Source organism: Streptomyces sp. NPDC000345, from assembly GCF_042898825.1.
GTDB lineage: Bacteria > Actinomycetota > Actinomycetes > Streptomycetales > Streptomycetaceae > Streptomyces.
This window is the reverse complement of the sequence record NZ_JBIAZE010000017.1, coordinates 136,972-162,830: the sequence shown is the minus strand read 5'-3', so window position 1 is coordinate 162,830 and position 25,859 is coordinate 136,972. Positions and strand designations below refer to the sequence as shown.

Annotated in this window: 15 protein-coding genes; 11 read left to right on the top strand and 4 right to left on the bottom strand. The window is 71.3% G+C overall.

The features are described from left to right. Positions 1-9: 9 nt before the first annotated feature. Complete coding sequence (locus ACFY30_RS32480; protein WP_390848720.1) at positions 10-210, bottom strand: DUF4236 domain-containing protein; 201 nt, start codon at positions 208-210, stop codon at positions 10-12. A gap of 479 nt (positions 211-689) precedes the next feature. On the opposite strand from ACFY30_RS32480, the gene acnA reads away from it, so the two are divergent. The 5 genes from acnA (at position 690) to ACFY30_RS32455 (ending at position 10,731) form a co-directional block, all read left to right on the top strand. Continuing rightward, positions 690-3,407: an aconitate hydratase AcnA gene (gene acnA, locus ACFY30_RS32475; protein ID WP_390848719.1), complete on the top strand. Its 2,718-nt coding sequence runs from the start codon at positions 690-692 to the stop codon at positions 3,405-3,407. Positions 3,408-3,540: 133 nt separating this feature from the next. Then, positions 3,541-4,266, top strand: coding sequence for a response regulator transcription factor (locus ACFY30_RS32470; RefSeq protein ID WP_390848718.1), 726 nt, complete (start codon positions 3,541-3,543; stop codon positions 4,264-4,266). Continuing rightward, on the top strand, positions 4,263-5,810 hold the full coding sequence (locus ACFY30_RS32465) for a sensor histidine kinase (RefSeq protein ID WP_390848717.1): 1,548 nt from the start codon (positions 4,263-4,265) through the stop codon (positions 5,808-5,810). The genes ACFY30_RS32470 and ACFY30_RS32465 overlap by 4 nt, the downstream gene beginning before the upstream one ends. A 261-nt stretch (positions 5,811-6,071) precedes the next feature. Further along, complete coding sequence (locus tag ACFY30_RS32460; protein ID WP_390848716.1) at positions 6,072-7,136, top strand: lytic polysaccharide monooxygenase; 1,065 nt, start codon at positions 6,072-6,074, stop codon at positions 7,134-7,136. Between the two features lie 298 nt (positions 7,137-7,434). Continuing rightward, positions 7,435-10,731 (top strand): GH92 family glycosyl hydrolase, encoded by a 3,297-nt coding sequence (locus ACFY30_RS32455; protein WP_390848715.1) that lies wholly within the window; start codon positions 7,435-7,437, stop codon positions 10,729-10,731. Here the strand turns inward: ACFY30_RS32455 and ACFY30_RS32450 are convergent. Then, on the bottom strand, positions 10,712-11,719 hold the full coding sequence (locus tag ACFY30_RS32450) for an acetylxylan esterase (protein WP_390848714.1): 1,008 nt from the start codon (positions 11,717-11,719) through the stop codon (positions 10,712-10,714). The genes ACFY30_RS32455 and ACFY30_RS32450 overlap by 20 nt on opposite strands. Positions 11,720-11,946: 227 nt before the next feature. Between ACFY30_RS32450 and ACFY30_RS32445 the strand changes: the two genes are divergently transcribed. The 6 genes from ACFY30_RS32445 to ACFY30_RS32420 are packed head-to-tail and all read left to right on the top strand — an operon-like array spanning position 11,947 to position 19,792. Next, complete coding sequence (locus ACFY30_RS32445) at positions 11,947-12,924, top strand: ABC transporter permease (protein WP_390848713.1); 978 nt, start codon at positions 11,947-11,949, stop codon at positions 12,922-12,924. Then, positions 12,918-13,799 carry a carbohydrate ABC transporter permease gene (locus ACFY30_RS32440; RefSeq protein WP_390848712.1) on the top strand — a complete coding sequence of 294 codons (882 nt, stop codon included), beginning with the start codon at positions 12,918-12,920 and terminating at the stop codon, positions 13,797-13,799. Before ACFY30_RS32445 ends, ACFY30_RS32440 begins: the two co-directional genes overlap by 7 nt. A 27-nt stretch (positions 13,800-13,826) precedes the next feature. Next, entirely contained in the window at positions 13,827-15,479 is a 1,653-nt protein-coding gene (locus tag ACFY30_RS32435; RefSeq protein ID WP_390848711.1) for an extracellular solute-binding protein, read from the top strand. After that, the gene (locus ACFY30_RS32430; RefSeq protein ID WP_390848710.1) at positions 15,476-16,987 is read left to right on the top strand and encodes a xylan 1,4-beta-xylosidase; all 1,512 of its coding nucleotides are present in this window, start codon (positions 15,476-15,478) and stop codon (positions 16,985-16,987) included. Before ACFY30_RS32435 ends, ACFY30_RS32430 begins: the two co-directional genes overlap by 4 nt. A gap of 52 nt (positions 16,988-17,039) precedes the next feature. Continuing rightward, positions 17,040-17,720: a hypothetical protein gene (locus ACFY30_RS32425; RefSeq protein ID WP_390848709.1), complete on the top strand. Its 681-nt coding sequence runs from the start codon at positions 17,040-17,042 to the stop codon at positions 17,718-17,720. Next, positions 17,717-19,792, top strand: a complete 2,076-nt coding sequence (locus ACFY30_RS32420) for a beta-galactosidase (RefSeq protein WP_390848708.1) — start codon at positions 17,717-17,719, stop codon at positions 19,790-19,792. The genes ACFY30_RS32425 and ACFY30_RS32420 overlap by 4 nt, the downstream gene beginning before the upstream one ends. On the opposite strand, the gene ACFY30_RS32415 is transcribed toward ACFY30_RS32420, so the two are convergent. Further along, positions 19,786-21,762 carry an alpha-glucuronidase gene (locus ACFY30_RS32415; RefSeq protein WP_390848707.1) on the bottom strand — a complete coding sequence of 659 codons (1,977 nt, stop codon included), beginning with the start codon at positions 21,760-21,762 and terminating at the stop codon, positions 19,786-19,788. The genes ACFY30_RS32420 and ACFY30_RS32415 overlap by 7 nt on opposite strands. Then, positions 21,759-25,529 (bottom strand): GH92 family glycosyl hydrolase, encoded by a 3,771-nt coding sequence (locus ACFY30_RS32410; RefSeq protein WP_390848706.1) that lies wholly within the window; start codon positions 25,527-25,529, stop codon positions 21,759-21,761. Before ACFY30_RS32410 ends, ACFY30_RS32415 begins: the two co-directional genes overlap by 4 nt. Positions 25,530-25,859: the final 330 nt, after the last annotated feature.

Below are 25,859 nucleotides of genomic sequence, written 5' to 3'. Positions count from 1 at the left end.
GACATCCCGTCAACGGCGCTTGGCCGTCCGGGTGCGACGCCATCCGAAGGGTCCGGGCAAATCCACCGATGTCGTACGCCGTCCGGTGCTGCTGTGGGTGTGCCGCGGACCGTGCCGGCCGCCACCCGTGGTGATCGACCAGGAACGCCGGTTGATGTTCAGGCGCACCCCCGGGAGGATGCGGAAGCTCTTGCGGAAGGTGAGGGGCATGTGACCTCCTTCTGTCGTCGCCCTTCCTGTCCTTGCCCTTCCGCTGTCGTCTACCCCGGCCCGGCCGCTCCATGGCCGGGCCGTCCTCGCGCGGGTCGCGGCTTCCGCCGGATCCTGGCCCCCGTCGGCGGGATGCTCCGCGAAGCGGCCCTCGGGCGACGCCCGGCGCGTACGGCGGCCGCCCGCGCGTTGTGGGCCGCGCTTCCTCGGTGCGGGGCGCCGCCCCCTGTCGCCCCCCCTGTCGCTCCCGGGCGTGCGGCCCCCCCTTCCGGAGGCGGCCCAGGGGGTGGAGCGAGCCCGGGCATGACCATCCAGCCCCCATGTACTAGAGTTATCTCGACATCGAGATATCTGCCGAGGCGCACCGCGGCCGCCACTCCAGTAAGGGTGACCTAACTTAGCCTTACCTTAGCGGACCGGCCAAGCCGGCGTGGCGGCAGGATGCGGTGGTAACGCGCACATCAATGAAGGAGACCGTCGTGTCGGCGAACAGCTTCGACGCCCGCAGCACGCTGCAGGTGGGCGACGAGTCGTACGAGATCTTCCGCCTGGACAAGGTGGAGGGCTCGGCCCGACTCCCCTACAGCCTCAAGGTCCTGCTGGAGAACCTGCTCCGCACGGAGGACGGCGCGAACATCACCGCCGACCACATCCGCGCCCTCGGCACCTGGGACTCCCAGGCCCAGCCCTCCCAGGAGATCCAGTTCACGCCGGCCCGCGTGATCATGCAGGACTTCACCGGCGTTCCCTGTGTCGTCGACCTCGCCACCATGCGTGAGGCCGTCAAGGAGCTCGGCGGCGACCCGGCGAAGGTCAACCCGCTCTCCCCGGCCGAGCTGGTCATCGACCACTCCGTCATCGCCGACAAGTTCGGCACCCACGAGGCCTTCGCGCAGAACGTCGAGCTGGAGTACGGCCGCAACCGCGAGCGCTACCAGTTCCTGCGCTGGGGCCAGACCGCGTTCGACGACTTCAAGGTCGTCCCGCCGGGCACCGGCATCGTCCACCAGGTGAACATCGAGCACCTGGCCCGCACGGTCATGGTCCGCGGCGGCCAGGCCTACCCCGACACCCTCGTCGGCACCGACTCGCACACCACCATGGTCAACGGCCTCGGTGTGCTGGGCTGGGGCGTCGGCGGCATCGAGGCCGAGGCCGCGATGCTCGGCCAGCCGGTCTCCATGCTCATCCCGCGTGTGGTCGGCTTCAAGCTGACCGGGGAGCTCCCCGCCGGCACCACCGCCACCGACCTGGTCCTCACCATCACCGAGATGCTCCGCAAGCACGGTGTGGTCGGCAAGTTCGTCGAGTTCTACGGCGAGGGCGTCGCCGCGACCTCCCTCGCGAACCGCGCCACCATCGGCAACATGTCGCCGGAGTTCGGCTCCACCGCCGCGATCTTCCCGATCGACGACGAGACCCTGAAGTACCTCAAGCTCACCGGCCGTTCCGAGCAGCAGGTCGCGCTCGTCGAGGCGTACGCCAAGGAGCAGGGCCTCTGGCTGGACCCGAAGGCCGAGCCGGACTTCTCCGAGAAGCTCGAGCTGGACCTGGCCACGGTCGTCCCGTCCATCGCCGGCCCGAAGCGCCCGCAGGACCGCATCGTCCTCGCAGGCGCCGCCGAGCAGTTCAAGAGCGACGTACGCAACTACGTCGACGTCGTCGACGAGGCCGGCCAGGAGTCCTTCCCCGCCTCCGACGCCCCGGCCGTCGCGCCCAACGGCGCCCCGTCGAACCCGGTCCCGGTGACCGCCCCCGACGGCACCACCTACGAGCTGGACCACGGTGCGGTGACGGTCGCGGCCATCACCTCCTGCACCAACACCTCCAACCCGTACGTCATGGTCGCCGCCGCGCTCGTCGCGAAGAAGGCCGTGGAGAAGGGCCTGACCCGCAAGCCGTGGGTCAAGACCACCCTCGCCCCGGGCTCCAAGGTCGTCACCGACTACTTCGACAAGGCGGGCCTGACCCCGTACCTCGACAAGGTCGGCTTCAACCTCGTCGGCTACGGCTGCACCACCTGCATCGGCAACTCCGGCCCGCTGCCGGAGGAGGTCTCCAAGGCCGTCAACGACCACGACCTCGCCGTCACCTCGGTCCTCTCCGGCAACCGGAACTTCGAGGGCCGTATCAACCCCGACGTCAAGATGAACTACCTGGCCTCCCCGCCGCTGGTCGTCGCGTACGCCCTCGCGGGCTCCATGAAGGTGGACATCACCAAGGAGGCCCTGGGCACCGACCAGGACGGCAACCCGGTCTTCCTCAAGGACATCTGGCCCTCCGAGGCCGAGGTCAACGAGGTCGTGGCGAGCGCCATCGGCGAGGACATGTTCAGCAAGTCCTACTCCGACGTCTTCGCGGGCGACGCGCAGTGGCAGGCGCTGCCGATCCCGACCGGCAACACCTTCGAGTGGGACCCGGAGTCCACCTACGTCCGCAAGCCCCCGTACTTCGAGGGCATGGGCATGGACCCGGAGCCGGTCTCCGACATCACCGGCGCCCGCGTCCTGGCCAAGCTGGGCGACTCGGTCACCACCGACCACATCTCCCCGGCCGGCGCCATCAAGGCCGACACCCCGGCCGGCAAGTACCTCACCGAGCACGGTGTGGAGCGTCGTGACTTCAACTCCTACGGCTCCCGCCGGGGCAACCACGAGGTCATGATCCGCGGCACGTTCGCCAACATCCGCCTGCGCAACCAGATCGCGCCGGGCACCGAGGGCGGCTACACCCGCGACTTCACGCAGGACGGCGGCCCGGTGGCGTTCATCTACGACGCCTCCCGCAACTACATCGAGCAGGGCATCCCGCTGGTCGTCCTGGCCGGCAAGGAGTACGGCTCCGGTTCGTCCCGCGACTGGGCAGCCAAGGGCACCGCGCTGCTCGGCGTCAAGGCCGTCATCGCCGAGTCGTACGAGCGCATCCACCGCTCGAACCTCATCGGCATGGGCGTCCTGCCGCTGCAGTTCCCGGAGGGCACCTCCGCCGGCTCCCTCGGCCTGACCGGCGAGGAGACCTTCTCCTTCACCGGCGTCGAGGAGCTCAACAACGGCACCACCCCGCGCACGGTCAAGGTCACCACCGACACCGGTGTCGAGTTCGACGCGGTCGTCCGCATCGACACCCCCGGCGAGGCGGACTACTACCGCAACGGCGGCATCATGCAGTACGTGCTGCGCAGCCTGATCCGCAAGTAGGCGGCAGGGCAGGGCAGTCAGGGCCGCATCCCCGGTGACGGGGGTGCGGCCCTTCGCCCTGTCCGCCCCCGGTCATCGCCGGCACCCAGCCTGAACACAGGATTCCCCCAGCCGGCCGGGACACGATCGGGACATGGCTGGCATCTCCGGTACCCGAAGCGGACGGGTCCGCGTCCTGATCGTCGATGACGAACCCGCGCTCACCGAAGTGCTGTCCGCGGCCGTCACGGAGGAGGGGTGGCGCGCCTGGTCGGCGGCCGACGGGCACAGCGCGCTGCGCGAGGCCCGTCGCTGGGCCCCGCACGCCGTCGTCCTGGACGGCATGCTGCCCGACCTGGACGGCATCCAGGTCCTGCGCCGCCTGCGCTACGAGAACCCCGAGCTGCCCGTCCTCATGCTCACCGCCCGCGACGCCCTGGAGCACCGTCTCGACGGGCTGGAGAACGGCGCCGACGACTACGTCACGAAACCGTTCTCCCTGGAAGAGGTCGTCCTGCGGCTGCGCGGACTGCTGCGCCGCTCCGGCGCCGAAGGCACCCGTGCCGACGACTCCGTCCGCGTCCTCGGTGACCTCATGGTGTCCGCCGAGTCCCGCGAGGCGCACCGCGACGGCACCCGGATCGCCCTCACCGCCAAGGAGTTCGACCTGCTCAGCCTGCTGATGGAGCACCCCCGCCAGGTGCTGAGCAAGGCGCAGATCCTGGACCGCGTCTGGAGCACCTCCTTCGACGGCGGCGGCAACCTCGTCGAGGTGTACATCTCCAGCCTGCGCCGCAAGCTCGACCGGGGGCGGGCACCGATGATCCACACCGTGCGCGGGCTGGGGTACGCCATCAGGCCGGTGGAGGACGGGAGATGAGCATCCGCGCGAGGGGCCGTTCCCCGCGGACGGTCCGTTTCCCGGGCCGTTCCCTGCGCACCCGCCTGCTCCTGTTCATCACCGCCGTCCTGGTCGCCGTCTGCGCCGCGATGGCCCTCACCACCGTCCTCGTCCAGCGCGCCTACCTGCTGGGCAACCTGGACGACCGGGTCACCAACGCGGCTGAGCGCAGCCTGGGCGGGGCCTCGCTCCACCCGGACCTCACCCGGGACCTGACCTTCCTCAACGAGAGCGGCCACCCGGCCGGCATGCTGGCCGCCCGCCTCGACGCCGACGGCACCGTCCTCGCGGCGGCGACGGTCGGCCAGGACGCGCCGCCGCAGAGCCTGAGCGGCGCCCAGACCGCGGCGCTGTCCGGCATCGGGACCGACGGCTCCCTCCACACCAGGACGGTCCCCGGCCTCGGCACCTACCGCATCACCGCCCTCGACGGCGACGGCGTCCGGGTCCTCACCGGCCTGCCGATGGACGACGTCCAGGACATGATCAGCGGCCTGGTGGTCGTCGAGGCCGTCGCCGCGGCGCTGGGCCTGACGGTGGCGGGCTGCGTCTGCGCGGTGGTCATCCGACGTCAGCTGCGCCCCCTCGGCCGGGTCGCCGCCACCGCCGTCGAGGTCTCCCACGCGCCGCTGTGCCGGGGCGAGGTCACCGGCCTCACCCGGGTCCCCGAACGCGACACCCACCCCGGCAGCGAGGCCGGCCAGGTCGGCGCCGCCCTCAACCGCATGATCGACCACGTGGAGTCCTCGCTCGCCGAACGGCAGCGCAGCGAGGAACGGGTACGCCGCAGCGAGGAACGCATGCGCCGCTTCCTCGCCGACGCCAGCCACGAACTGCGCACCCCGCTGGCCTCGATCGCCGGCTACGCGGAGCTGATGAACCGCGGCACCGACCGCATCGAACCGGGTCTGGCCTGGCGCCGGGTGACGGCCGAGTCGGCACGTATGACGGGCCTCGTCGAGGACCTCCTCCTGCTGGCCCGGCTGGACGAGGGCCGGCCGCTGCAGTCCGCCGAGGTGGACCTGGCCGCGCTGGTCGCCGAGGCCGTGTGGGACGCGCGGGCGGCGGGCGGCGACCACGACTGGCAGCTGGAACTCCGCCTCGACACGTCCCCCCTGGTCGTCGGCGACGAGGCCCGCCTGCACCAGGTCGTGGCCAACCTGCTGGCCAACGCGCGCGTGCACACACCGGCGGGCACCCGGGTCGTGGCGACGGTGGAGGCCGAGCACGGCCTGGGCACGATCCGCGTCCGCGACGACGGCCCCGGCATCCCGCCCGAGCTCCTCCCCACCGTCTTCGAACGCTTCACCCGGGCCGACGCCTCCCGCGCCCGCGCCACCCCCGGCGCCGGGACCGGCTCCGGCCTCGGCCTCGCCATCGTCGCCGCGATCACCGCGGCGCACGGCGGCCGCATCGACGTCCGCAGCGCACCCGGCCGCACCGAGTTCACGGTCGAACTCCCCCTGACCGGCGACCTCGGAGCGGACACACCGACCTGGAGTGCGCGGGCCTCGCTGCGGTGACACCCCGGCCGTGTCAGCCGGCCCGCACACCCCCGGCTCAGGCGCGGCGGCGACGAGACCGTTTACAAGTGGGCCGTATGGCGCTACCTTCCGCCACAGGTGAGGTGGGAGCGCTCCCATACGACGGTCCCGACGGACCGGAACCCGCCGGAACCGATCCGGAGCCGCTCCCGCCTCCCGTACGCGCATCCGCACCCGCACCACCCCACTCCACGTGCACGGTCCGTACACGGAAGGACGGACTCCGCCATGTTGTCTGTCATGATCACGACAAAGCCACGACCCGGATTACGCCCCCGAGCCCTTCTCCTCGTCCTCCTGGCCCTGCTGGCCACCGTCCCCGCCCTCGGTCTGATCGTCTCGACCGGCGGCCGGGCCGAGGCCCACGGCACCCCCATGAAACCCGGCAGCCGCACCTTCCTGTGCTGGCAGGACGCTCTGACCGACACCGGTGAGATCAAACCGGTCAACCCGGCCTGCAAGAACGCGCAGCAGGTGAGCGGCACCACGCCCTTCTACAACTGGTTCTCCGTACTGCGCTCCGACGGCGCCGGCCGCACCCGGGGCTTCGTCCCGGACGGCGAGCTGTGCAGCGGCGGCAACACCAACTTCACCGGCTTCAACGCCCCCCGCAACGACTGGCCGCTCACCCACCTCACCTCCGGCGCGACCGTCGACTTCTCCTACAACGCCTGGGCCGCGCACCCGGGTTGGTTCTACGTCTACGTCACCAAGGACGGTTTCGACCCGACGAAGACGCTCACCTGGGACGACATGGAGTCCCAGCCCTTCCTCTCCGTCGACCACCCGCCGCTCAACGGCTCCCCGGGCACGGTCGAGGCCAACTACTCCTGGACCGGGCAGCTCCCGGCCGGCAAGTCGGGCCGCCACATCATCTACATGGTCTGGCAGCGCTCCGACAGCCAGGAGACCTTCTACTCCTGCTCCGACGTCGTCTTCGACGGCGGCAACGGCGAGGTGACCGGCATCCACGAGCCGGGCAACCCGACCGAGCCCGTGCCGGGAACCTGCACCGCCACCCGCAGGACCACCGGCAGCTGGAACGGCGGCTACCAGTCCGAGGTGACCGTCACCAACTCCGGCGACGTGCCGATGCTCGGCTGGATGGTCGACTGGACCCTGCCGAGCGGCCAGTCGGTGGTCAGTCTGTGGAGCGGCAACGCCACGTACAACGGTCAGGCGGTGATGGTCCACAACGCCGACTGGAACGGCTCCCTGAGTCCGGGTCAGAGCGCGACGTTCGGATACGTCGTCTCGGGCACCGGCGGCGACACCGCGACGACCCTGCCCTGCCGGGTCGGCTGACCGGAGCCTCGGCCGCTCCGGGCGGACCCGGTGGACGGTGGTCCACCGGGTCCGCGAGCCGGACGGGCCGCGGGGGAGGTCGTGCCGTCCGGGTGATGCGTGGCTTGGGCGACGCTGGATGCGCGACAACGTTATCGAATTGGTCTGGACATGACTCTAGCGCCTGAGCAGACAACGATGTCAAGCGCGTCGTGAAACCGGCCCGCGCTCTTCCGTGGTACCGGTGGCGCACGCTACTGTCCCTGCGGCTTGTGCGACCCGTGGTGCGCGACCCGTCCGAAGGAGGAGGGGCCGCGTCATGCGATTCCGTCCCAGGTCCCGGCTCGCGCCGGGGCTCACGTCCCTGCTGCTGGCCGCAGCTCTCGCGGTCACCGGCGCCACCCCCGCCCCGGCGGCGTCCGCCGCCCCGCCCGCTCTCGTCGAGGACCCCACCGCCCACGTCGATCCGCTCATCGGCACCCGGAACGGCGGCAACGTCTTCCCCGGCGCCGTGACCCCCTTCGGCATGTTCTCCTTCAGCCCGGAGAACACCCGGGGCGACGCCACCAGAACCGCCGCACCCGGCGGCTACCAGTACGACGCCACCCGCATCCGCGGCTTCAGCCTCACCCACATGTCCGGTACGGGCTGCGCGGGCGGCAGTGGTGACATCCCGTTCTTCCCGTACCCGGGCGAGGTCACCACGTCGCCCGCGAGCGACACCAAGGACGCCGTCTACGCCTCCGGCTTCAGCCATGCCGACGAGACGGCGGAACCCGGCCACTACAAGGTCGGCCTCGCCTCCGGAGTCACCGCCGACCTCACGGCCACCACCCGCACCGGCTCGGCCCGCTTCACCTACCCGGACGGCAGGCCCGCCTCCCTGCTGATCCGCACCGCCAACTCGGAGGTGGGATCGACGGACTCGACGGTCACCATCGACCCGGCGACCCGCACGGTCTCCGGCTCGGTCACCTCCGGCAACTTCTGCGGCCACCTCGACCCCGAGGGCCGGCGCGCCTACTACACCCTCCACTTCACCGCCCGCTTCGACCGCGCCTTCAAGGCCACCGGCACCTGGCAGGACGGCACACTGAACCCGGGTTCCACCTCGGCGAGCGGGGGCACCGGCGGCTTCTCCACCGGCGGGCGGCCCGTCGCCGGCAAGGGGGCCGGCGGATACGTCGAGTTCGAGCCGGGGCCGGGGCCGGTGAACGTCAAGGTCGGCATCTCGTACGTGAGCCGGGCGGGCGCCGCCGCCAACCTGGCGGCGGAGAACCCGTCGTACCGCTCCTTCGGCTCGGTGCGCGACGCGGCCCGCAAGGCCTGGCGCGACCGCCTGTCGGCCATCCGGGTCGGCGGCGGTACGGACGACGAGCGCACCACCTTCTACACCGCGCTGTACCACGCGCTCCTGCACCCGAACGTGATCAGCGACGCCGACCGCAGATACCGGGGCGCCGACGGCGAGGTCCACCGCGTCGCGCACGGCCACCAGGCCCAGTACGGCACCTTCTCCGGCTGGGACGTCTACCGGGACCAGGTCCAGCTGCTGACCCTGCTCGATCCGCGCACGGGTTCGGACATCGCACAGTCCCTGTACGAGCTGGCCCGGCAGAACGGCGGCCTCTGGGACCGCTGGCTGCACGGCGCGAGCGGCACCCACGTCATGAACGGCGATCCCTCGCCGGCCGCGCTGGCCGGCATCCGCGCCTTCGGCGGCACGGACTTCGACCTGCGCGGAGCGCTGGACTCGCTGATCAGAGCGGCGACCGTACCGACCGAGAAGGACCTGTCGGCGGCCGGGAAGCCCGTGCTGTCCGTCGGCCAGCGCCCCTCCCTCGACACGTACATGAAGCTGCACTACATGCCGTCGGTGTCCAACGCCTGGGGCGGGGCGGCCGAGACGCTGGAGATGTCCGGCGCCGACTTCGCCCTCTCCCAGCTCGCCGCGGCGGCCGGGGAGAGCAGGACCGCCGCCTACTTCGCCCGCCGGTCCCAGTGGTGGCAGAACAACTTCGACGTCGCCGCCGATCCCGCCGGCGGGTACATCGCCAACCGCAAGGCCGACGGCAGCTGGGTCACCGGCTTCACCCCGGCCACCGGCAACGGTTTCGTCGAGGGGACGGCCGCCCAGTACACCTGGATGGTGCAGCACAACCCCGGCGGCCTGTTCGCCGCGATGGGCGGCAGGGAGCAGGCGCTCGCCCGCCTCGACGCGTTCTTCCACGACGCCGACGGCGACTGGGCGTTCACCGGCAGCGGCGGCGACAAGTCCGAGCTGGACAACGAGCCGTCGATCAACGTCCCCTACCTGTACGACTACGCGGGCGCGCCCTACAGGACGCAGGAGACGGTCCGCGCCGCGATGAGCCGGCTGTGGTCGACGCAGCCCGGCGGCATCCCCGGCAACGACGACCTCGGCGCGATGTCGGCCTGGTACGTCTTCTCCGCGCTCGGGATGTACCCGCAGGTGCCCTCCCGTGCCGAACTCGTCCTGGCGTCACCGCTGTTCCCGCGTATCGAGATCGACCGGCCGCACGGCGGGGACATCTCCGTCCGCGCCCGGGGCGCCGGCGCCGGCACGCCGTACATCCGCTCCCTGAAGGTCGACGGCCGCGCCAGTGACCGTCCCTGGCTCCCGGCGTCGTTCGTGCGGGACGGCGGCAGGCTCGACTACACGCTCTCCGGTACGCCGGACAAGGCCTGGGGGAGCGACCCGTCCGACGCCCCGCCCTCCTTCCGGACGGGCGAGCAGCCGTACCAGATCGGCGTCGGCCCGACCACGGCGACGCTCGCGCCGGGCGGGAGCACGAAGGTCGGCATCCGGGCCCTGGCGCTGAGCGGGGGCACGGGGCCCGAGGTCCGCTTCCGGGTGGAGACGCCCGCCGGGATCACGGCGACCCCCGCCGAGGGCACGGTCGCCGGCGGCGCGCAGGAGATCACCCTCGGCTCCGCGCGGGAAACGGACCAGGGCTTCTACGACGTGAAGGTGACGGTGACCTCGGGCGGCACCTCGTACGCACAGCCCGTCGCCCTGACCGTGGCCGCCCCCGGAACCCTCCTCGCCGCCTACGACAACACCGGTGTCTCGGACGACGAGGGCGACCACGACGAGGCCGACTACGACGGCGGCGGCTGGAGCTACTCCCGCCAGGCCCTCGCGGCCGCCGGGCTCACCCCGGGCGGGCGGGGGACGGTGGACGGGCTGGCCTTCACCTGGCCCGACTCGCCGAGCGGCCGGCCCGACAACATCTCGGCCGCCGGTCAGACCGTCGAACTCGCCTCTCCCGCACAGAAGTTGTCGTTCGTCGGCAGTGCCGTCAACGGTAACCGGCGGACCACGGCCACCGTCACCTACACCGACGGCACCACCGGCACGGTCGACCTCTCCTTCACCGACTGGACGGTCGGCGGGGGCGGCGGCACGGTCCAGTACGGCAACGTGGTCGTCGCCCGGAGCGCGTACCGGAACGTGGCCGGGGCGGACCGGGACCCGGTGGCGACCTATGTGTTCGCCACCGCGCCGTTCACGGCACCGGACGGCAGGACGATCGCGAGCGTGCGGCTGCCCGCCGACACGGATCTGCACGTGTTCACCCTCGCGACCGGCTGACCTCCAACACCTCAGTCAGCCAGTCGAGTTGGCGGCGCACGTGCACCGCGTCGCCGCCCTCGTGCCCGTTGAACGGGTAGGCGTGGATCTCCTTGCGGGGGTCCACGCCGGCCGACTCGCCGTACCGGTTGAAGGCCGCGTACGCCCCGCTCGGCGGGCACACGGTGTCGCGCAGCCCGGTGCCGAAATGGGCGGGGGCGTGGGCGCGGCGGGCGAAGGAGACGCCCTCCAGGTAGGAGAGGGTGCGGTAGGCGGCCCGCTCGGCGCCGCGGCGGACGGAGAGATACGCGGCGATCTCGCCGTAGGGGCCCGCGTCGGTGAGGTCCAAGGCGCGGCGGATCCCGCACAGCAGCGGGGCGGTGACCAGGACGGCGGCCAGGCCGGGGACCAGGCCCGCGACCGCCAGGGCGAGGCCGCCGCCCTGGCTGTTGCCGGCGGCGACGGTCCGCGCGGAGTCCACCCCGGGCAGTGTGCGCACGGCGGCCACCGCGCGCACCGCGTCGGTGATCAGGCGGCGGTAGTGGTGGTCCCGGGGGTCGAGCAGGCCGCGGACCGCCGGGCCCGGCCCGCCCGGCGCGCCGGCGTGCGGGTCGGGTGTGTCGCCGCCGCAGCCGTACTGGTCGCCCTGGCCCCGGTTGTCCATCAGCAGGTGCGCGTATCCGGCGTTCACCCAGGTGAGCCGCTCGTGCGGGAGGCCGCGGCCACGGCCGTAGCCCGCGTACTCGACGACGGCGGGCAGGGGCCCGGACGTCCTGGCCGGTCTGCTGAACCAGGCCCGTACCGGATCCCCGGCGAAGCCGCGGAAGGTAACGTCCCAGGTCTCGGTCAGCCGTAGGCCGGTCTCCACCGGACGCACCGACACCACGGGATCCCCCTGGGTGGCGGCCTCCCTCAGGGTTTCCCGCCAGAACTCGTCGAAGTCCGCGGGTTCTTCGAGTGCCGGACGGTAGCGCTCCAGCTCGGTGACGGAGAGGTCGAACGCGGGCACGGGACACCTCGAAGGAATCGGCGGGAACAGGGAAACTTGCGAAGCCGGCGACACCGACCTCGGGGGTCTACCCCGCGCACAGGATGTTCCAACGCGGCACCTCTGCCTCAGCCGTTCGCTGCGGTACCCATTGACAGCGCTTTCTGGGTGCCCTTAAGTTGCCGCGAAGTTACCGGTAAGCGCTCGAAAGTTTCGGTTCCACTTCTCCGTCACGGGAGGACCGAGCAATGAGCACCTCCACCACGTCGGCCTCTCCGCCCGGCACCCAGGATCCACCGGATCCCCCCGCGCGCCCGGCCCCCCGCCGAGGTCTGCGCAGGTCGCTGCGCCGGGACTGGCAGCTGTACTCGCTGGCCGTGCTGCCCCTGCTGTTCTTCCTGGTCTTCCGCTATCTGCCGATGATCGGCAACGTCATCGCCTTCCGCCGGTTCGAACCGGGTGGCTCGATCCTGGGCGAGCAGTGGGTGGGGCTGCGCTATGTGCGGATGTTCCTGTCCGACCCCACCTTCTGGCAGGTGTTCCGCAACACCCTGTGGCTGGGCGCGCTCACGCTCGTCTTCTGCTTCCCGGTCCCGATCGTGCTGGCGCTGCTGCTCAACGAGGTGCGCAGACGCTCGCTGAAACGGTTCGTGCAGTCGGTGTCGTACCTGCCGCACTTCCTGTCGATCGTGATCGTGGCCGGCATCACGCTGCAGATGCTGGCCGTGGACGGGCCCGTCAACCAGATGCTCGGCTGGTTCGGCCACGAGCCGATCCGGTTCGTCCAGGAACCCGGATGGTTCCGCACGGTCTACGTCGGCTCGGAGATCTGGCAGACCGCCGGCTGGGGCACGATCCTCTACCTCGCCGCGCTCACCACGATCGACGAGGACCTCTACGAGGCCGCCCGCATCGACGGCGCGAACCGGTGGCAACAGACCTGGCACGTCACCCTGCCCGGCATCCGCCCCACGATGATCACGCTGCTGATCCTCAACATCGGCACGTTCATGGCGGTCGGCTTCGAGAAGATCCTGCTGCTGTACAACCCGCTGACCTACCCGACGGCCGATGTGGTCTCCACCTATCTCTACCGGGCCGGCGTGGAGTCCAACAGCTTCAGCTACGCCGCCGCGATCGGCCTGTTCGAGGCGGTCATCGGGCTGGTGCTGATCACCACCGCGAACCAGCTGTCGCGCCGCACGGTGGGGACGAGCCTGTGGTGAGCGCCGACCGGCCCACCCGGGGCCACCGCGTCTTCCAGGGCGTCAACGGGGCCGTCCTCACCGTTGTCGTGGCGGTGACCCTGTACCCGTTCCTCACCGTCGTCGCCCGGTCCTTCAGCGGTGAACGCCAGATCCGCGCCGGAGAGGTCACCCTGTGGCCCAAGGGGTTCAACCTCACCACCTACCGGATCGTCTTCCACGACGCGATGTTCTGGCGCAACTACGGCAACACCGTGTTCTACACGGTCGTCTCCACCGTCGTCGCCATGGTGCTGACGACCTGTTACGCCTATGTGCTGTCGAAGAAGGACCTCAGGGGCCGCGGCGTCCTGGTCGGGGTGGCCGTCTTCACCATGTTCTTCTCCGGCGGCCTGATCCCCCACTACGTCCTCGTCACCGGTCTCGGCCTGAAGAACAGCGTCTGGGCGATCGCCCTGCCCAACGCGATCAGCGTCTTCAACCTGCTGGTGATGAAGGCCTTCTTCGAGAGCCTGCCCGCCGAGCTGGAGGAGGCCGCCGAGATCGACGGCCTGAGCACGTACGGCATCCTGCTCAGGATCGTGCTGCCGCTGTCCAAGGCGGTGATCGCCACGATGGTGCTCTTCTACTCGGTGTCCTTCTGGAACTCCTGGTTCTCGGCGTACCTCTACATGGACCGCACCGAGCTCATGCCGGCCACGGTCTATCTGCGCAACCTCATCGCGGGCGCCACCACGGGCGGCAACGCCGGCGCCGGCACCGAGCAGCTCAGCCAGGTCGGGGCGAACATCCAGGCGGTCACGATCGTGCTCACCGCGCTGCCCATCCTCTGCGTGTACCCGTTCGTCCAGCGCTACTTCGTCTCCGGCGTGATGCTCGGCGCGGTCAAGGGCTGAGAGCCGGACCCCACCAAGGGAGTGTCCGTGAAGAACGCAGGTCAGCTGTCACGACGTCAGATCCTCGCCGCGGCGGGCTTCGTCGGCCTCGCCACCCTCACCGGCTGCGGCGGCGACGACGGCGGGGACTCCAAGGACCTCTCCAAGAAGCAGAACGGCGCGATGAAGGAGTACCGCGCCGGCCTGCAGTTCAAGGCGTCCAAGCCGCTGTCGTTCCCGGTCCTGCACAACAACAACCCGGTCTATCCGATGAAGGACGGCTGGCTGTTCTGGAAGGAGCTGGCCAGGCGCACCGGCATCACCCTGAAGCCGGTCGCGGTCCCCCTGAGCGACTACGAGAAGAAGCGCAGCGTCCTCATCGGCGCGGGCGACGCCCCGTTCCTGATCCCCAAGACGTACCACCCCTCGGAGGTCGCCTTCGTGTCGTCGGGCGCGATCCTGCCCGTCAGCGAGTACGTGCACCTGATGCCCAACTTCCGCGACAAGGTGCGCAAGTGGAAGCTGGAGCCCGAACTCGACTCCATCCGCCAGTCGGACGGCAAGTACTACCTCCTGCCCGGACTGCACGAGAAGGTCAAGTCCGGCTACTCGCTGTCGCTGCGCACGGACGTCCTCGACCGGCTGGGCCTGAGCCTGCCCACCACCTGGGACGAGGTGTACGAGGTCTTCGGGGCGCTCCGGGCGGAGTATCCCGACCGCTATCCGTTCTCGGACCGCTGGAGCACCAACACGCCTTTCCCCGCAGGCGCGCTGACGAGCTACCTCGGGCAGGCGTACGGGGTCAGGGCGGGGTGGACGTACGACAACATCAGCTACGACGCCCAGGCCGACGCGTTCGTCTTCACCGGCGCCACGGACGGCTACCGCCAGATGGTCGAGTACCTGAGAAAACTGGTCGGCGAGAAGCTGATGGACCCGGAGAGCTTCACCCAGACCGACGAGGACGCGGTGCAGAAACTGCTCGGCGAGAAGTCCTTCGCGATCAGCGCCAACCCGCAGGAGCTGGTCCAGAACTACCGCTACAACCTGGAGAAACAGGTCAAGGGCTCGAAGATCGAGATGGTGCCGGTGCCGCTCGGCCCGGCCGGCCCGGTGGTGATGGGCGGAGCACGGCTGGAGAACGGCGTCATGATCTCCAGCAAGGCGCTCAAGAGCGACACCTTCGTCGCGATGATGCAGTTCGTGGACTGGCTCTGGTACTCGGACGAGGGCCAGAGGTTCGCCAAGTGGGGCGTCGAGGGCACCACCTACACGTACTCCGGCGGCCGGTACGAACTGAAGCCCGGCATCAGCCTGATGGGCTCCGACCCGGACGCCCCGAAGGACCTCCAGAAGGACTACGGCTTCTTCAACGGCGTCTTCACCTACGGCGGCAGCTGGGCGCTCGTGTCCTCCTCGTTCAGCCCGGACGAGAAGAGGTTCCAGGACGCCATGGCCCGGCGCCAACAGCTGCCCGTCGGCCCCGCCCACCCGCTGCGGTCCGTGGAACAGGAGCAGGCCTCGCTCTGGGACACCCCGCTGCGCGACCACGTCACCCAGAACACCCTCAAGTTCGCCCTCGGCAAGCGCCCGCTGTCCGCGTGGGACTCCTACGTCGCCGAGTTGAAGGCCAAGAACATGGACCGGCTGGTCGACCTGCACAACAAGGCCCGCGCACGCTTCGAGAAGGAGAACGGGTGATCCGCGTCCCCGCGCGGCCGGTCGGCCGGCTCTCCGGCGCCTGGCGCCACTGCGTCGGCACGGGCCGCGTCGAACTCGCCCTGCGCCGCGACTACCAGGACTCCCTCACCCTCCTCCAGCGCGACATCGGCTTCCGGTACATCCGCGGTCACGGCCTGCTCAGCGACGGCATGGGCGTGTACCGCCCGTACCACCACGGGGGCACCCGCCACGTCCACCACAACTTCACCTACGTCGACCAGGTCGTCGACGCGTACCTCGCCCTCGGCATCCGGCCCTTCCTCGAACTGGGCTTCATGCCCGGGGAACTGGCCTCCGGAGACCGGACGGTCTTCTGGTGGCGCGGCAACGTCACCCCGCCCCGCTCGCACCGGGAGTGGGCCGACCTGGTCCGCGCGACCCTGCGCCACCTCGTGGACCGCTACGGCCTCGACGAGGTGCGCACCTGGCCGATCGAGGTGTGGAACGAGCCCAACCTCGCCGACTTCTGGCAGGACGCCGACGAACGGGCCTACCACCGGCTCTACGAGGTGACCGCGCACACCGTGAAGGAGGTGGACGCGGACCTCCAGGTCGGCGGCCCGGCGATCTCCCCGGGCGCCGACGACTGGCTGGACCGGTTCGCCGAGTTCGCCGAACACCGCGACGTGCCCGTCGACTTCGTCTCCCGGCACGCCTACACGTCAGGACCCGCCCAGCACGTCCCGTTCGGCGTCCACCAGACCCTGGCCCCCGCGACGGCCCTGCTCGACCAGTTCGCCGCGCCCCGCGACCGTCTCAGGGGCACCCGGCTCGCCGGACTGCCCGTCCACATCACGGAGTTCAACTCCTCCTACCGCCCCGACAACCACGTCCACGACACCGCCTTCCACGCCGCCTACCTGGCACCCGTACTGGCCGGGGGCGGCGAACTCGCCGACTCGTTCTCCTACTGGACGTTCAGCGACATGTTCGAGGAGGCCGGTGTCCCCACCGCCCTCTTCCACGGCGGATTCGGACTGCTCACCCACCGCCAGGTGCGCAAACCGGCCTACCACCTCTACGCGTTCATGGCCCGGATGGGCCCCGACCTGCTCGCCCGCGGCGACGACCACCTCGTCTGCCGCCACCCCGACGGCCGCGTCACGGTCCTCGCCTGGGCCCCGGTCGACCCCACCGGCGAGACACCCGGCCCCGGCCGGCACGAGCTGCGCCTGTCCCTCCCGACGGGCGCGCGCGAGGTCTTCGTCCGCCGGTCCACCGTCGACGAGGAACACGGAAACGCCCGGACGGCCTGGCGGCACATGGGCAGCCCGCGCTCGCCGAGCACCCGGCAGCTGGACGTACTGCACGAGGCCGCCGAGCCCGCCCGCGGCCACCGCCGGCTGCCCGTGCGCGAGGGCGGCCGCACCGAGCTGGACCTCACCCTGTCCCGGCACGAGATCACCCTCGTCGAGCTGACCCCGGTCGCCGACGAGACCCCGCCCTGGTGGGACGAGAGCCGGCTGCTGGGGAGGGAGCCGTCATGAGAGCGACGACGCAGGACGCCGACAGCGCCGCGCCGCCCACCGGGGAGCCCTCGTGAGCGGCACGGTGAGCGACTTCGGCACGGGTGTCCTCTCCCGCGCCGCCGCCCTGATCCACACCCTCCTCACCGTCGAGGCCCTCTTCCTCGCCGCGGCCGCCCCCGGCCTCGCCGGCCTGCTCCTGCTGGGCCCCGACCCCGCCAACCTGCCCCTCGCCGCCCTGTGCCTGCTGCCGCTCGGGCCCGCCGCCTCCGCCGCGCTGTACGCCCTGCACCACCGCGGCCGCGACCTCACCGAGCTGCACCCCGCCCGCTGCTACGCACACGGCTGGCGCCTCAACGCCGGGCCCGCCCTGACACTGTGGACCCCCCTGCTGGCCTGGCTGACGGTGATCGCCTTCACCCTCACCCACTTCGCCGCCACGGGCCTGCCCGGCTGGTGGGCGGTGCTGCTCGGGGTCATCGGCGTGGCCTCGCTCCTGTGGGGCGCCCACGCCCTCGTGCTCACCTCGCTGTTCACGTTCCGCGCCCGCGACACCGCCCGCCTGGCCGCGTACTTCCTGTTCCGGCACGGCAGGACCACGCTGGCCGCCGCCTCCCTGCTCGTCCTCGCCGCCGGTCTGACCGCCCTGCTGACCGAGGCGCTGCCCGCCCTGCTCGCGGCCCCGCTGCTGCTCTCCCTGCTGCACGCCGGCCGCCCGGTGATCGCCGAGACCCAGGAGGACTTCACCGCATGAGCCACCACGGCCCCCAAGGCCCGTCAGGCCCCCGAAGCCCGCACGGCCCGCACGGCCCGCGCAGCGCCAAGATCCCCTACGGCGGCGACTACAACCCCGAGCAGTGGCCGCAGGAGGTCTGGGACGAGGACCACCGCCTCTTCGGCCGGGCGGGCATCGACACCCTCACGGTCGGCGTCTTCTCCTGGTCCCTCACCCAGCCCGCCGAGGACACCTACGACTTCACGGTCCTCGACCGGATCCTCGACCGCGCCGCCGCGGAGGACCGCAAGGTCTGCCTGGCGACCGGCACCGCCGCCCTGCCGCCCTGGCTCGCCAAAAAGCACCCCGAGGTCAACCGCACCGACTTCGAGGGCCGCCGGCACCGCTACGGCCAGCGCCACAACTTCTGCCCCAGCTCGCCGGCCTACCGCCGGCTGTCCACCGCGATGGCGGGCCGGCTCGCCGAACGGTACGCCCGGCACCCCGCGTTGATCGCCTGGCACATCAACAACGAGTACGGCGGCGCCTGCTACTGCGACCGGTGCGCCGACGCCTTCCGCGCCTGGCTGCGCGACCGGCACGGCACGCTCGACGCCCTCAACGACGCCTGGTGGACCACCTTCTGGTCGCACCGATACACCGACTGGGACCAGATCGAGCCCCCCAGCGCCCTCACCGAGCACTGGCGCGGCCCCGACCACACCGCCTTCCAGGGCATCACCCTCGACTACCAGCGCTTCATGACCGACGCCCTGCTCGGCTGCTTCACCGCAGAGAAGGAGGCCGTCCGCGCCCACGACCCGGACACCCCCGTCACCACCAACCTCATGGGCGCGTACCGCCCGCTGGACTACCACCGCTGGGCGCCCCACCTCGACTTCGCCTCCTGGGACAACTACCCGCCGCCGGACGCCCCGCCCACCCGTGCCGCCCTCGCCCACGACCTCGTGCGCGGCCTCAAGGACGGCGCCCCCTTCTGGCTGATGGAGCAGACCCCGTCCACCACCGCCTGCCGCGACGTCAATCCGCTGCGCAGACCGGGCGAACTGCGCCTGGTCACCTTCCAGGCGATCGCACACGGCGCCGACGCGGCCCTCTACTTCCAGATGCGCGCCTCGCGGGGCGCCTGCGAGAAGTACCACGGCGCGATGATCGGTCACGCGGGCCGGGACGACACCCGGGTCTTTCGCGAAGTCGCGCGACTGGGGCGGGAGCTGGAGTTGCTTGGTGACGCCACTCTGGGCGCCCGCACCCCGGCCCGCACGGCGCTCCTCTTCGACTGGGACAGCTGGTGGGCCCTGGAGATCTCCGACGGCCCCTCCCGCCTGGTCCGGTACCTGGACGTCGTCCACTCCTACTACCGGGCCGCCCGCGAGGCGGGCGCCGACGTGGACGTCGTACCGGTCACCGCCGACCTCACGCCGTACGACGTCGTCGTCGCCCCGGTGCTCCACCTCGTCAAGGGGGACCTCGCCGAACGTCTGGAGGCGGTGACCCGGCGCGGCGGCACCGTCCTCGCGACCTTCCTCACCGCCCGCTCCGACACACACGACCGTGCCTTCCTCACCGACGTGCCCGGCCCGCTGGCCCCCCTCCTCGGCATCCGCGTCGACGAATGGGACGCCCGCCCCGAGGACGTCGTCCAGCCCGTCGAGATGGGGGAGTTCACCACCACCGCCCGTCTGGTCTTCGAGCTCGTGCGGCTGCGCGGCGCCGAACCGGTCGCCACCTACGGCGCCGACTTCTACGCCGGCACCCCGGCCGTGACCCGCCACCGCCACGGCGGCCACGGAGGCGAGGCCTGGTACGTGGCCACCGCCCTGGACCGGAGCGGTGTCGACCACGTCGTCCGCCGCGTCCTCGCCCGTCACGACCTGCTCGGCCCCCATGCCGGCCACCCGGCCGTCGAGACGGCCACCCGGGTCGCTCCCGACGGCACCGTCCTGCGGTTCCTCCTCAACCACGGCCCGGCACCGGTCCGCCTGGCCGCCCCGGCCACCGGCACCGACCTCCTCACCGGCAAGCGGACCGAACGCGGGGAACCCCTCGCACTCGACCCGCTCGGGGTCGTCGTCCTGCGCCTTCAGTAGATGCGCCGCCCGTGCGCGTCCGGCACCCCGGACTTGCGCAGGAAGTAGCTGTTGATCTGGTCGCGCCACTCCCCGGCGGAGCGCAGCTGTTCCTCGAACAGCTCCGCCACGCGCGTGTGCCGAACCGGTTCCACCAGGTCCGCGAGGCCCGCCCACACCCGGCGGGCCTCCTCGACCTCCTCGACGCCCTCGAAGTGGGCGTCGTAGACGTGCTGGACCACGGTCTTCCCGCTCCTGAGCACATGGCCGTACGGCACATGGTGGAAGAACAGCAGCAGCTCGTCCGGACACGTCGCGGCGGACTCGTACACCCCGGCCCACGGCTCGGCGTACTGCGCCGCGTACCCCGTCCCGGTCGCCGCGCTCCGGTCGACACCGATGCCGTCGCGGTCGGCGAAGTGGTACGTCCCCCACGGGCTGTACTCGTAGCCGTCGACACTCGGGCCGTAGTGGTGCCCGGGCTGCACCATGAACCCCACCCCGAGCGGGGCCGTGTACTTCTCGTACGTCCGCCAGGAGCCGTCCAGCACCGCGTGCAGCCCGGTGACCAGCCGCTCGGGGGCGGACGGGAAGGTGAGGCCGATCCACTCGTCCAGGACGCGGTACGGGTCGGCGTCCGGCCGCCAGGCGAGCCTGCCGAAGGTGTAGAGGTTCGCCTGCGCCAGGGGATGACCGGTCCAGAACGGGTCGTCGCCCGCATTGGACACGGCGACGAGATGGCCGGCCAGCTCGCCGACCGCCGGCCCGGCCCCGCCCTGCGGCCGGAAGCCCAGCACCTCGCTCCACATCGGCCCGAGCCAGCACACGTGCCGCTGCTGCCCGGTGTACTCCTGCGTGGCCTGCACCTCCACCGCCAGCCGGGTGCGCGGCAGCGCCCCGAGCACCGGCGAGACCGGCTCGCGCACCTGGAAGTCCATCGGCCCGTGCTTGACCTGGAGCACCGCGTTGTCGGCGAACTCCCCGTCCAGCGGGGCGAAATGGTCGTGGGCGGCCCGTGCCCGGTCCGTCGTGCGGTCCCGCCAGTCCTGCCGGTGGTCGTAGACGAAGGCGCGCCAGTGGACCGTGCCGCCGTGCGGGGCGAGCGCGGCGGCCAGCATGTTCGTGCCGTCCGCGTGACTGCGCCCGTAGGTGAACGGGCCCGGCTGCCCCTCGGAGTCGGCCTTCACCACGAACCCGCCGAAGTCCGGTATCGCGTCGTACACCCCGCGCACGGCCCGGGCCCACCACTGCCGTACCGCGGCCTCCAGCGGATCGGCGGTGGACAGCCCGCCGAGCACGACCGGCGCGGCGAAGGTCACCGACAGATGCGTCCGGACGCCGTACGGCCGCAACGCCCCGGCGATCGCCGCGACCTCACCGATCCGGTCGGTCAGCAGGTGCGCCTCGGTCGCGTGCACATTGACGTTGTTCACGCAGACGGCGTTGATCCCGCAGGCCGCGAGCAGCCTCGCGTACGCCCGGACCCGCCCCGGTTCCCCCCGGGCCCGGCCCTCCCGCCAGAACAGCGAGCCGCCCGCGTACCCGCGCTCGACCTGGCCCATGACCGGGTGCACGGCCACGTTGTCCCAGTGGTCGAGCATGCGCACGGCCGTCGCCGGCCGGTGGACCTCACCCGGCCGCGGTCCCGCGAACGCCTTCTCGCCGAGCCGTACGACATGGAACAGCCCGTACAGCAGCCCGCGCCCGCCGGAGGCGGTGACGGTCGTCGTCCCGCCGTGCCGCGCGCACGTGAAGTCCTCCTCGCCGAGTCCGCCGTCGCCCATCTCCAGCAGCAGGTCGTACGCGGCACCGGTGCCGTCCCCCCGTACGACCTCCCCGCCGAACCGCGCGCAGGCCTCGGCCACCTCCCCGCGCACGGTGCCGGCCACGGGGCCCGTGCCCCGGATCAGGGTCCGCCGGGTCCCCAGCGGCCGGAACGCCTCCGGGGGCAGCCAGGCGGGGTCGGTCCAGGACGGCTCGGCTCGGTTCACGACAGCAGCTCCACTTCGGCGACCTCGGCCGGTCCGTCGAAGACCAGGCGGTACGCCGCGTAGGTACCCGGCGACCCCACGGTGAACGCACGGGTCTGCAGGTCCCAGGCGAAGGTGAGTCCGGTGCGGCGGTCCAGTGTCTTCCACGTCGTCCCGTCGCGGGAGCCCTCCAGCCGCCAACTCGTCGGCGCCTTCGCGCGGTCGGAGGAGGTGAGCGTGTACTGGACCGCCCTGACGCCGGTGGTGACCGGCAGGTCGACCGCCTCCGTGACCGTCGCGGCCGTCTTCGACGTGTTGTCGAAGAGGGCGTTGGTGGCCGCCAGTACGTCCTTCCTGGGTGCCGGCACCCTGTCGTCGCGGGTGATCGACACGGGTGCCGCGTCCTTCCCGCTGCCCCAGGCCGACGGCCGCGGGCCCATGGCGAAGTCCAGCACGCCGCCCTTGGCGAGGAGCGCGTGCGGCAGCGAAGTCGACGTCCAGGCACGCCCGTTGACCTTGAGGCCCTGCACGTAGACGTTGCGCCCGCTGTTCTTCGGGGCCCTGATCACGAGGTCCTCACCGTTCTCCAGGTGCACGGTCGCCTTCTTGAACAGCGGGGAGCCGACGGCGTACTCGCCGCTGCCCATCACCAGCGGGTAGAAGCCGAGCGCGGAGAACAGGTACCAGGCCGACTGCTCGCCGTTGTCCTCGTCGCCGTGGTAGCCCTGCCCGATGGAGCTGCCGGTGTAGAGGCGCGACAGCGCCTCGCGGACCTTCGCCTGCGCCTTCCAGGGCCGGCCGGCCGCGTCGTACATGTAGATCGCGTGATGGGCGACCTGGTTGGAGTGCCCGTACATGCCCATGCGTACGTCCCGTGCCTCCGTCATCTCGTGGATGACCCCGCCGTAGGACCCCACGAACTCGGGGGAGGCGGTCTCGGGGGTCGCGAAGTACGTGTCGAGCTTCTGTGCCAGCCCGGCGCGGCCGCCGTACAGGTTGGCCAGACCCCGGCTGTCCTGCGGGGCGGTGAAGGCGTAGCCCCAGCCGTTGGTCTCGGTGTAGTCGTAGCCCCACACGCGCGGGTCGTACGCCGACGACGTGACGCGCCAGGCGCCCTTGTCGTCCCGGCCCTGGAAGAAACCCGCCCGGGAGTCGAACAGGTTCACGTATCCCTGGGCCCGGTTGAGGAAGTAGGCCGACTCCTCCGCGTACCGCTGCTCGCCGGTCTTCCGGTACAGGGCCTGGCCCATGCGGGCGATGCCGTAGTCGTTGAGGTAGCCCTCCAGTGCCCAGGACAGCCCCTCGTGGGTGGCCGTGCTGGTGTAACCGAGGAAGGGGGAGGTCGCCATGCCCTTGCGGCCCACGCCCGACGCCGGCGGCACGACCGTCGCGTTCTTCAGGGCCGCCTCGTAGGCCGCCTTCGCGTCGAAGCCGACACCCTTGACGTAGGCGTCGGCGAAGGCGACGTCCGACGAGGTACCGGTCATCAGGTCGGCGTAGCCGGGGGAGGACCAGCGCGAGGTCCAGCCGCCGTCCTTGTACTGCTGCACGAAACCGTCGGTCAGCGCTCCTGCCTGAGTGGGCGTCAGCAGCGCGTACGCCGGCCAGGTCGTCCGATAGGTGTCCCAGAAGCCGTTGTTGACGAACACCTTGCCGTCCACGATCTTCGCGCCGGTGTGCGTCGGGGTGTCGGGACGCTCCATCGGGGAGAACGGGGAGGCGTAGCGGTACGTCGAACCGACCTTCTCGAAACCGGAGTTGGGGTACAGGTAGAGCCGGTACAGGCTGGAGTAGAGCGTCGTCAGCTGGTCCGTCATGGCCCCCTCCACCTCGACCCTGCCGAGGAGCGCGTCCCACTGCCGCTGGGCCCGCTGCCTGACGGTGTCGAACGCGGTGCCCTCCGGGATCTCCTGGCGCAGGTTGTCCTTCGCCTGGTCGACGCTGATCAGCGAGGTCGCCAGCCGCAGGGTGACCGTCCGGTCGGCGCCCGCGTCGAAGCGCAGATACCCCTTCACCCCGTTCGACGCCCCGTCCGTCACCGGCGCGTCGAACTCGCCGTACACGAAGAGCCTGGTCGCGCCCGTCGACAGCCCGGACTTCACGTCCGAGTACCCGGTGACGGTGGCGTTCTCCCGGTCCAGGGTCAGCCCCGCCTGGTCGGTGACGTTGTCGAAGAGGACGCTCGCGTCCGAACCCGGGTAGGTGAAGCGCAGAGCGGCCGCGTGGTCGGTCGGCGCCATCTCCGCCGTGAGACCGTTCTCGAAGCGCACTCCGTAGTAGTACGGCCGCGCGGTCTCGTCCGTGTGCCGGAACGCCAGCGCCCGCGCCGTCCGCCCGGTGTCCGGGGTGCCCGCCGCGGCCGAGGGCATCACCTGGAAGGTCTGGCGGTCGCCCATCCACGGGCTCGGCTCATGACTCGCGCTGAACGCCTGGATGGTGGGCAGATTGTCCGCGTTGTTCCCGCGGGAGTAGTCGTACAGCCAGCTCAGCGAGCCCGCGTTGGTCACCGGTGTCCAGAAGTTGAACCCGTGCGGCACCGCCGTCGCCGGGAAGGTGTTGCCGCGTGAGAAGCTCCCGCTGGAGTTCGTCCCGCGCGTGGTCACCGCGTAGTCCGACAGATGCGCCTTCGCCGCCTCGGGCGGGGCCGTCCGCAGCGCCAGGTCGTCCACCCAGCCCCTGAACCGGGCCGGACCGCCGGGGGAGTCGTACGCCACCAGGATCCGGTCGACCGTCTTCCCGGCCGCCACCGGCCCGATCTCCGAGACCACGTCGTTCCACTGGTTGACGTACAGCGCCTTCGCCGCGCCCTGCCCGCGCGGGGACAGCGGGAAGCCGTACTGGTCCACCGCCCCCAGCCCGCTCAGATACGTCCCGTCGGTGAACGCCAGGTCCACGGAGACGTTCGTCGCCGCGTAGTCCCGCTCGCCGTCGGCCATCTGGGGGAAGATCCGGTACTCCAGCCGGGTCCGCGCACCGACCCGGACGTTCACGTCGAAGACCTTGTTGTACGCGTACGCCCGGCCGGAGGCGGTGTGGCGTCCGGCGTACCGCAGCGCTCGCAGGCCCGTGAAGCCGGCGCGCGCCTTCGCGGTGGGCGAGCCGCTGGGGCCGCGGTCGACGACGGTGAGCATGTCCGGCGGCACCGGCCCGTTCCTGCCGGTGCCCAGCCGCACGTCGGCGAGCTGGAGGATGCCGGCGCCGTGGTTCTTCGTGACGTCCAGCCGGAAGTGCCGGTACTCGGCCGGGGCGGCGAGGGTGTACGTCCTGGTCTGGAAACGCTCGGCGAAGGACTCCCCGGTGCGGCTGTCGAGGGTCGTCCAGACCGTGCCGTCCGCCGAGCCCTGCAGGGTCCAGTCGGCCGGGTCGCGTTCCGCGGCGTCGTTCGCCGACGTCAGCGCGTACGTGGTCACCGCGACCGGCGCGTCCAGGTCGAACTCGGCCCAGCCGGTGGCCGCGAAGGCCAGCCACTTGGTGCCCGGCTCGCCGTCGACGAGGTTCTCCTTCACCTCGCCGCCGGCGGTGTTCTCCGCGCTCGCCCGGACCTGGGTGACCCGGTCGGTCACCTCACCGGGCAGCCCGCCGGTCGCGTAGCCGCCGTCGACCCCCGAGGCGCGTTCGGGTGAGCTCACCCAGTCGGGGGCGGGCTGGCCGGCCTCGAACGAGGAGGCGAACGCCCGTGCGGGGAGCGGGACGGGCGCCGGCAGGGCGACCGCCACACCCGGAGCGCCGACCGTCATGACGAGTGCGGCCGTGACCGCGACCGCGCGTAACCGTCCGAACCACTGCATGCGTGAGCATCCTCCCCGCCCGGACAAGGGCCCTGGACAACGTTGTCCTTCTCGGTGCGCAGCCATCAGTAGGGGGGCAAGTGGCGGTTGATGTCAAGGACGTTGATTGCGTCATGCGGGACACGTGTCGGGGAATTCTCCGGCAGGGTGCCCGCGGACGGGTCATATTTCCGTGAGGTCTCAACTCGGAAAAGACCCATGGCCGACCTTGCATTCGATCTTGATCAATCGGCGGGAAGTGGACTATACCTGTCGGCGATTCACGCGACCCGCACAACCCTGCTTGACCTGACCGCGGTGCCGGGGAGGATCCGGTTCACCGCCTGAGTC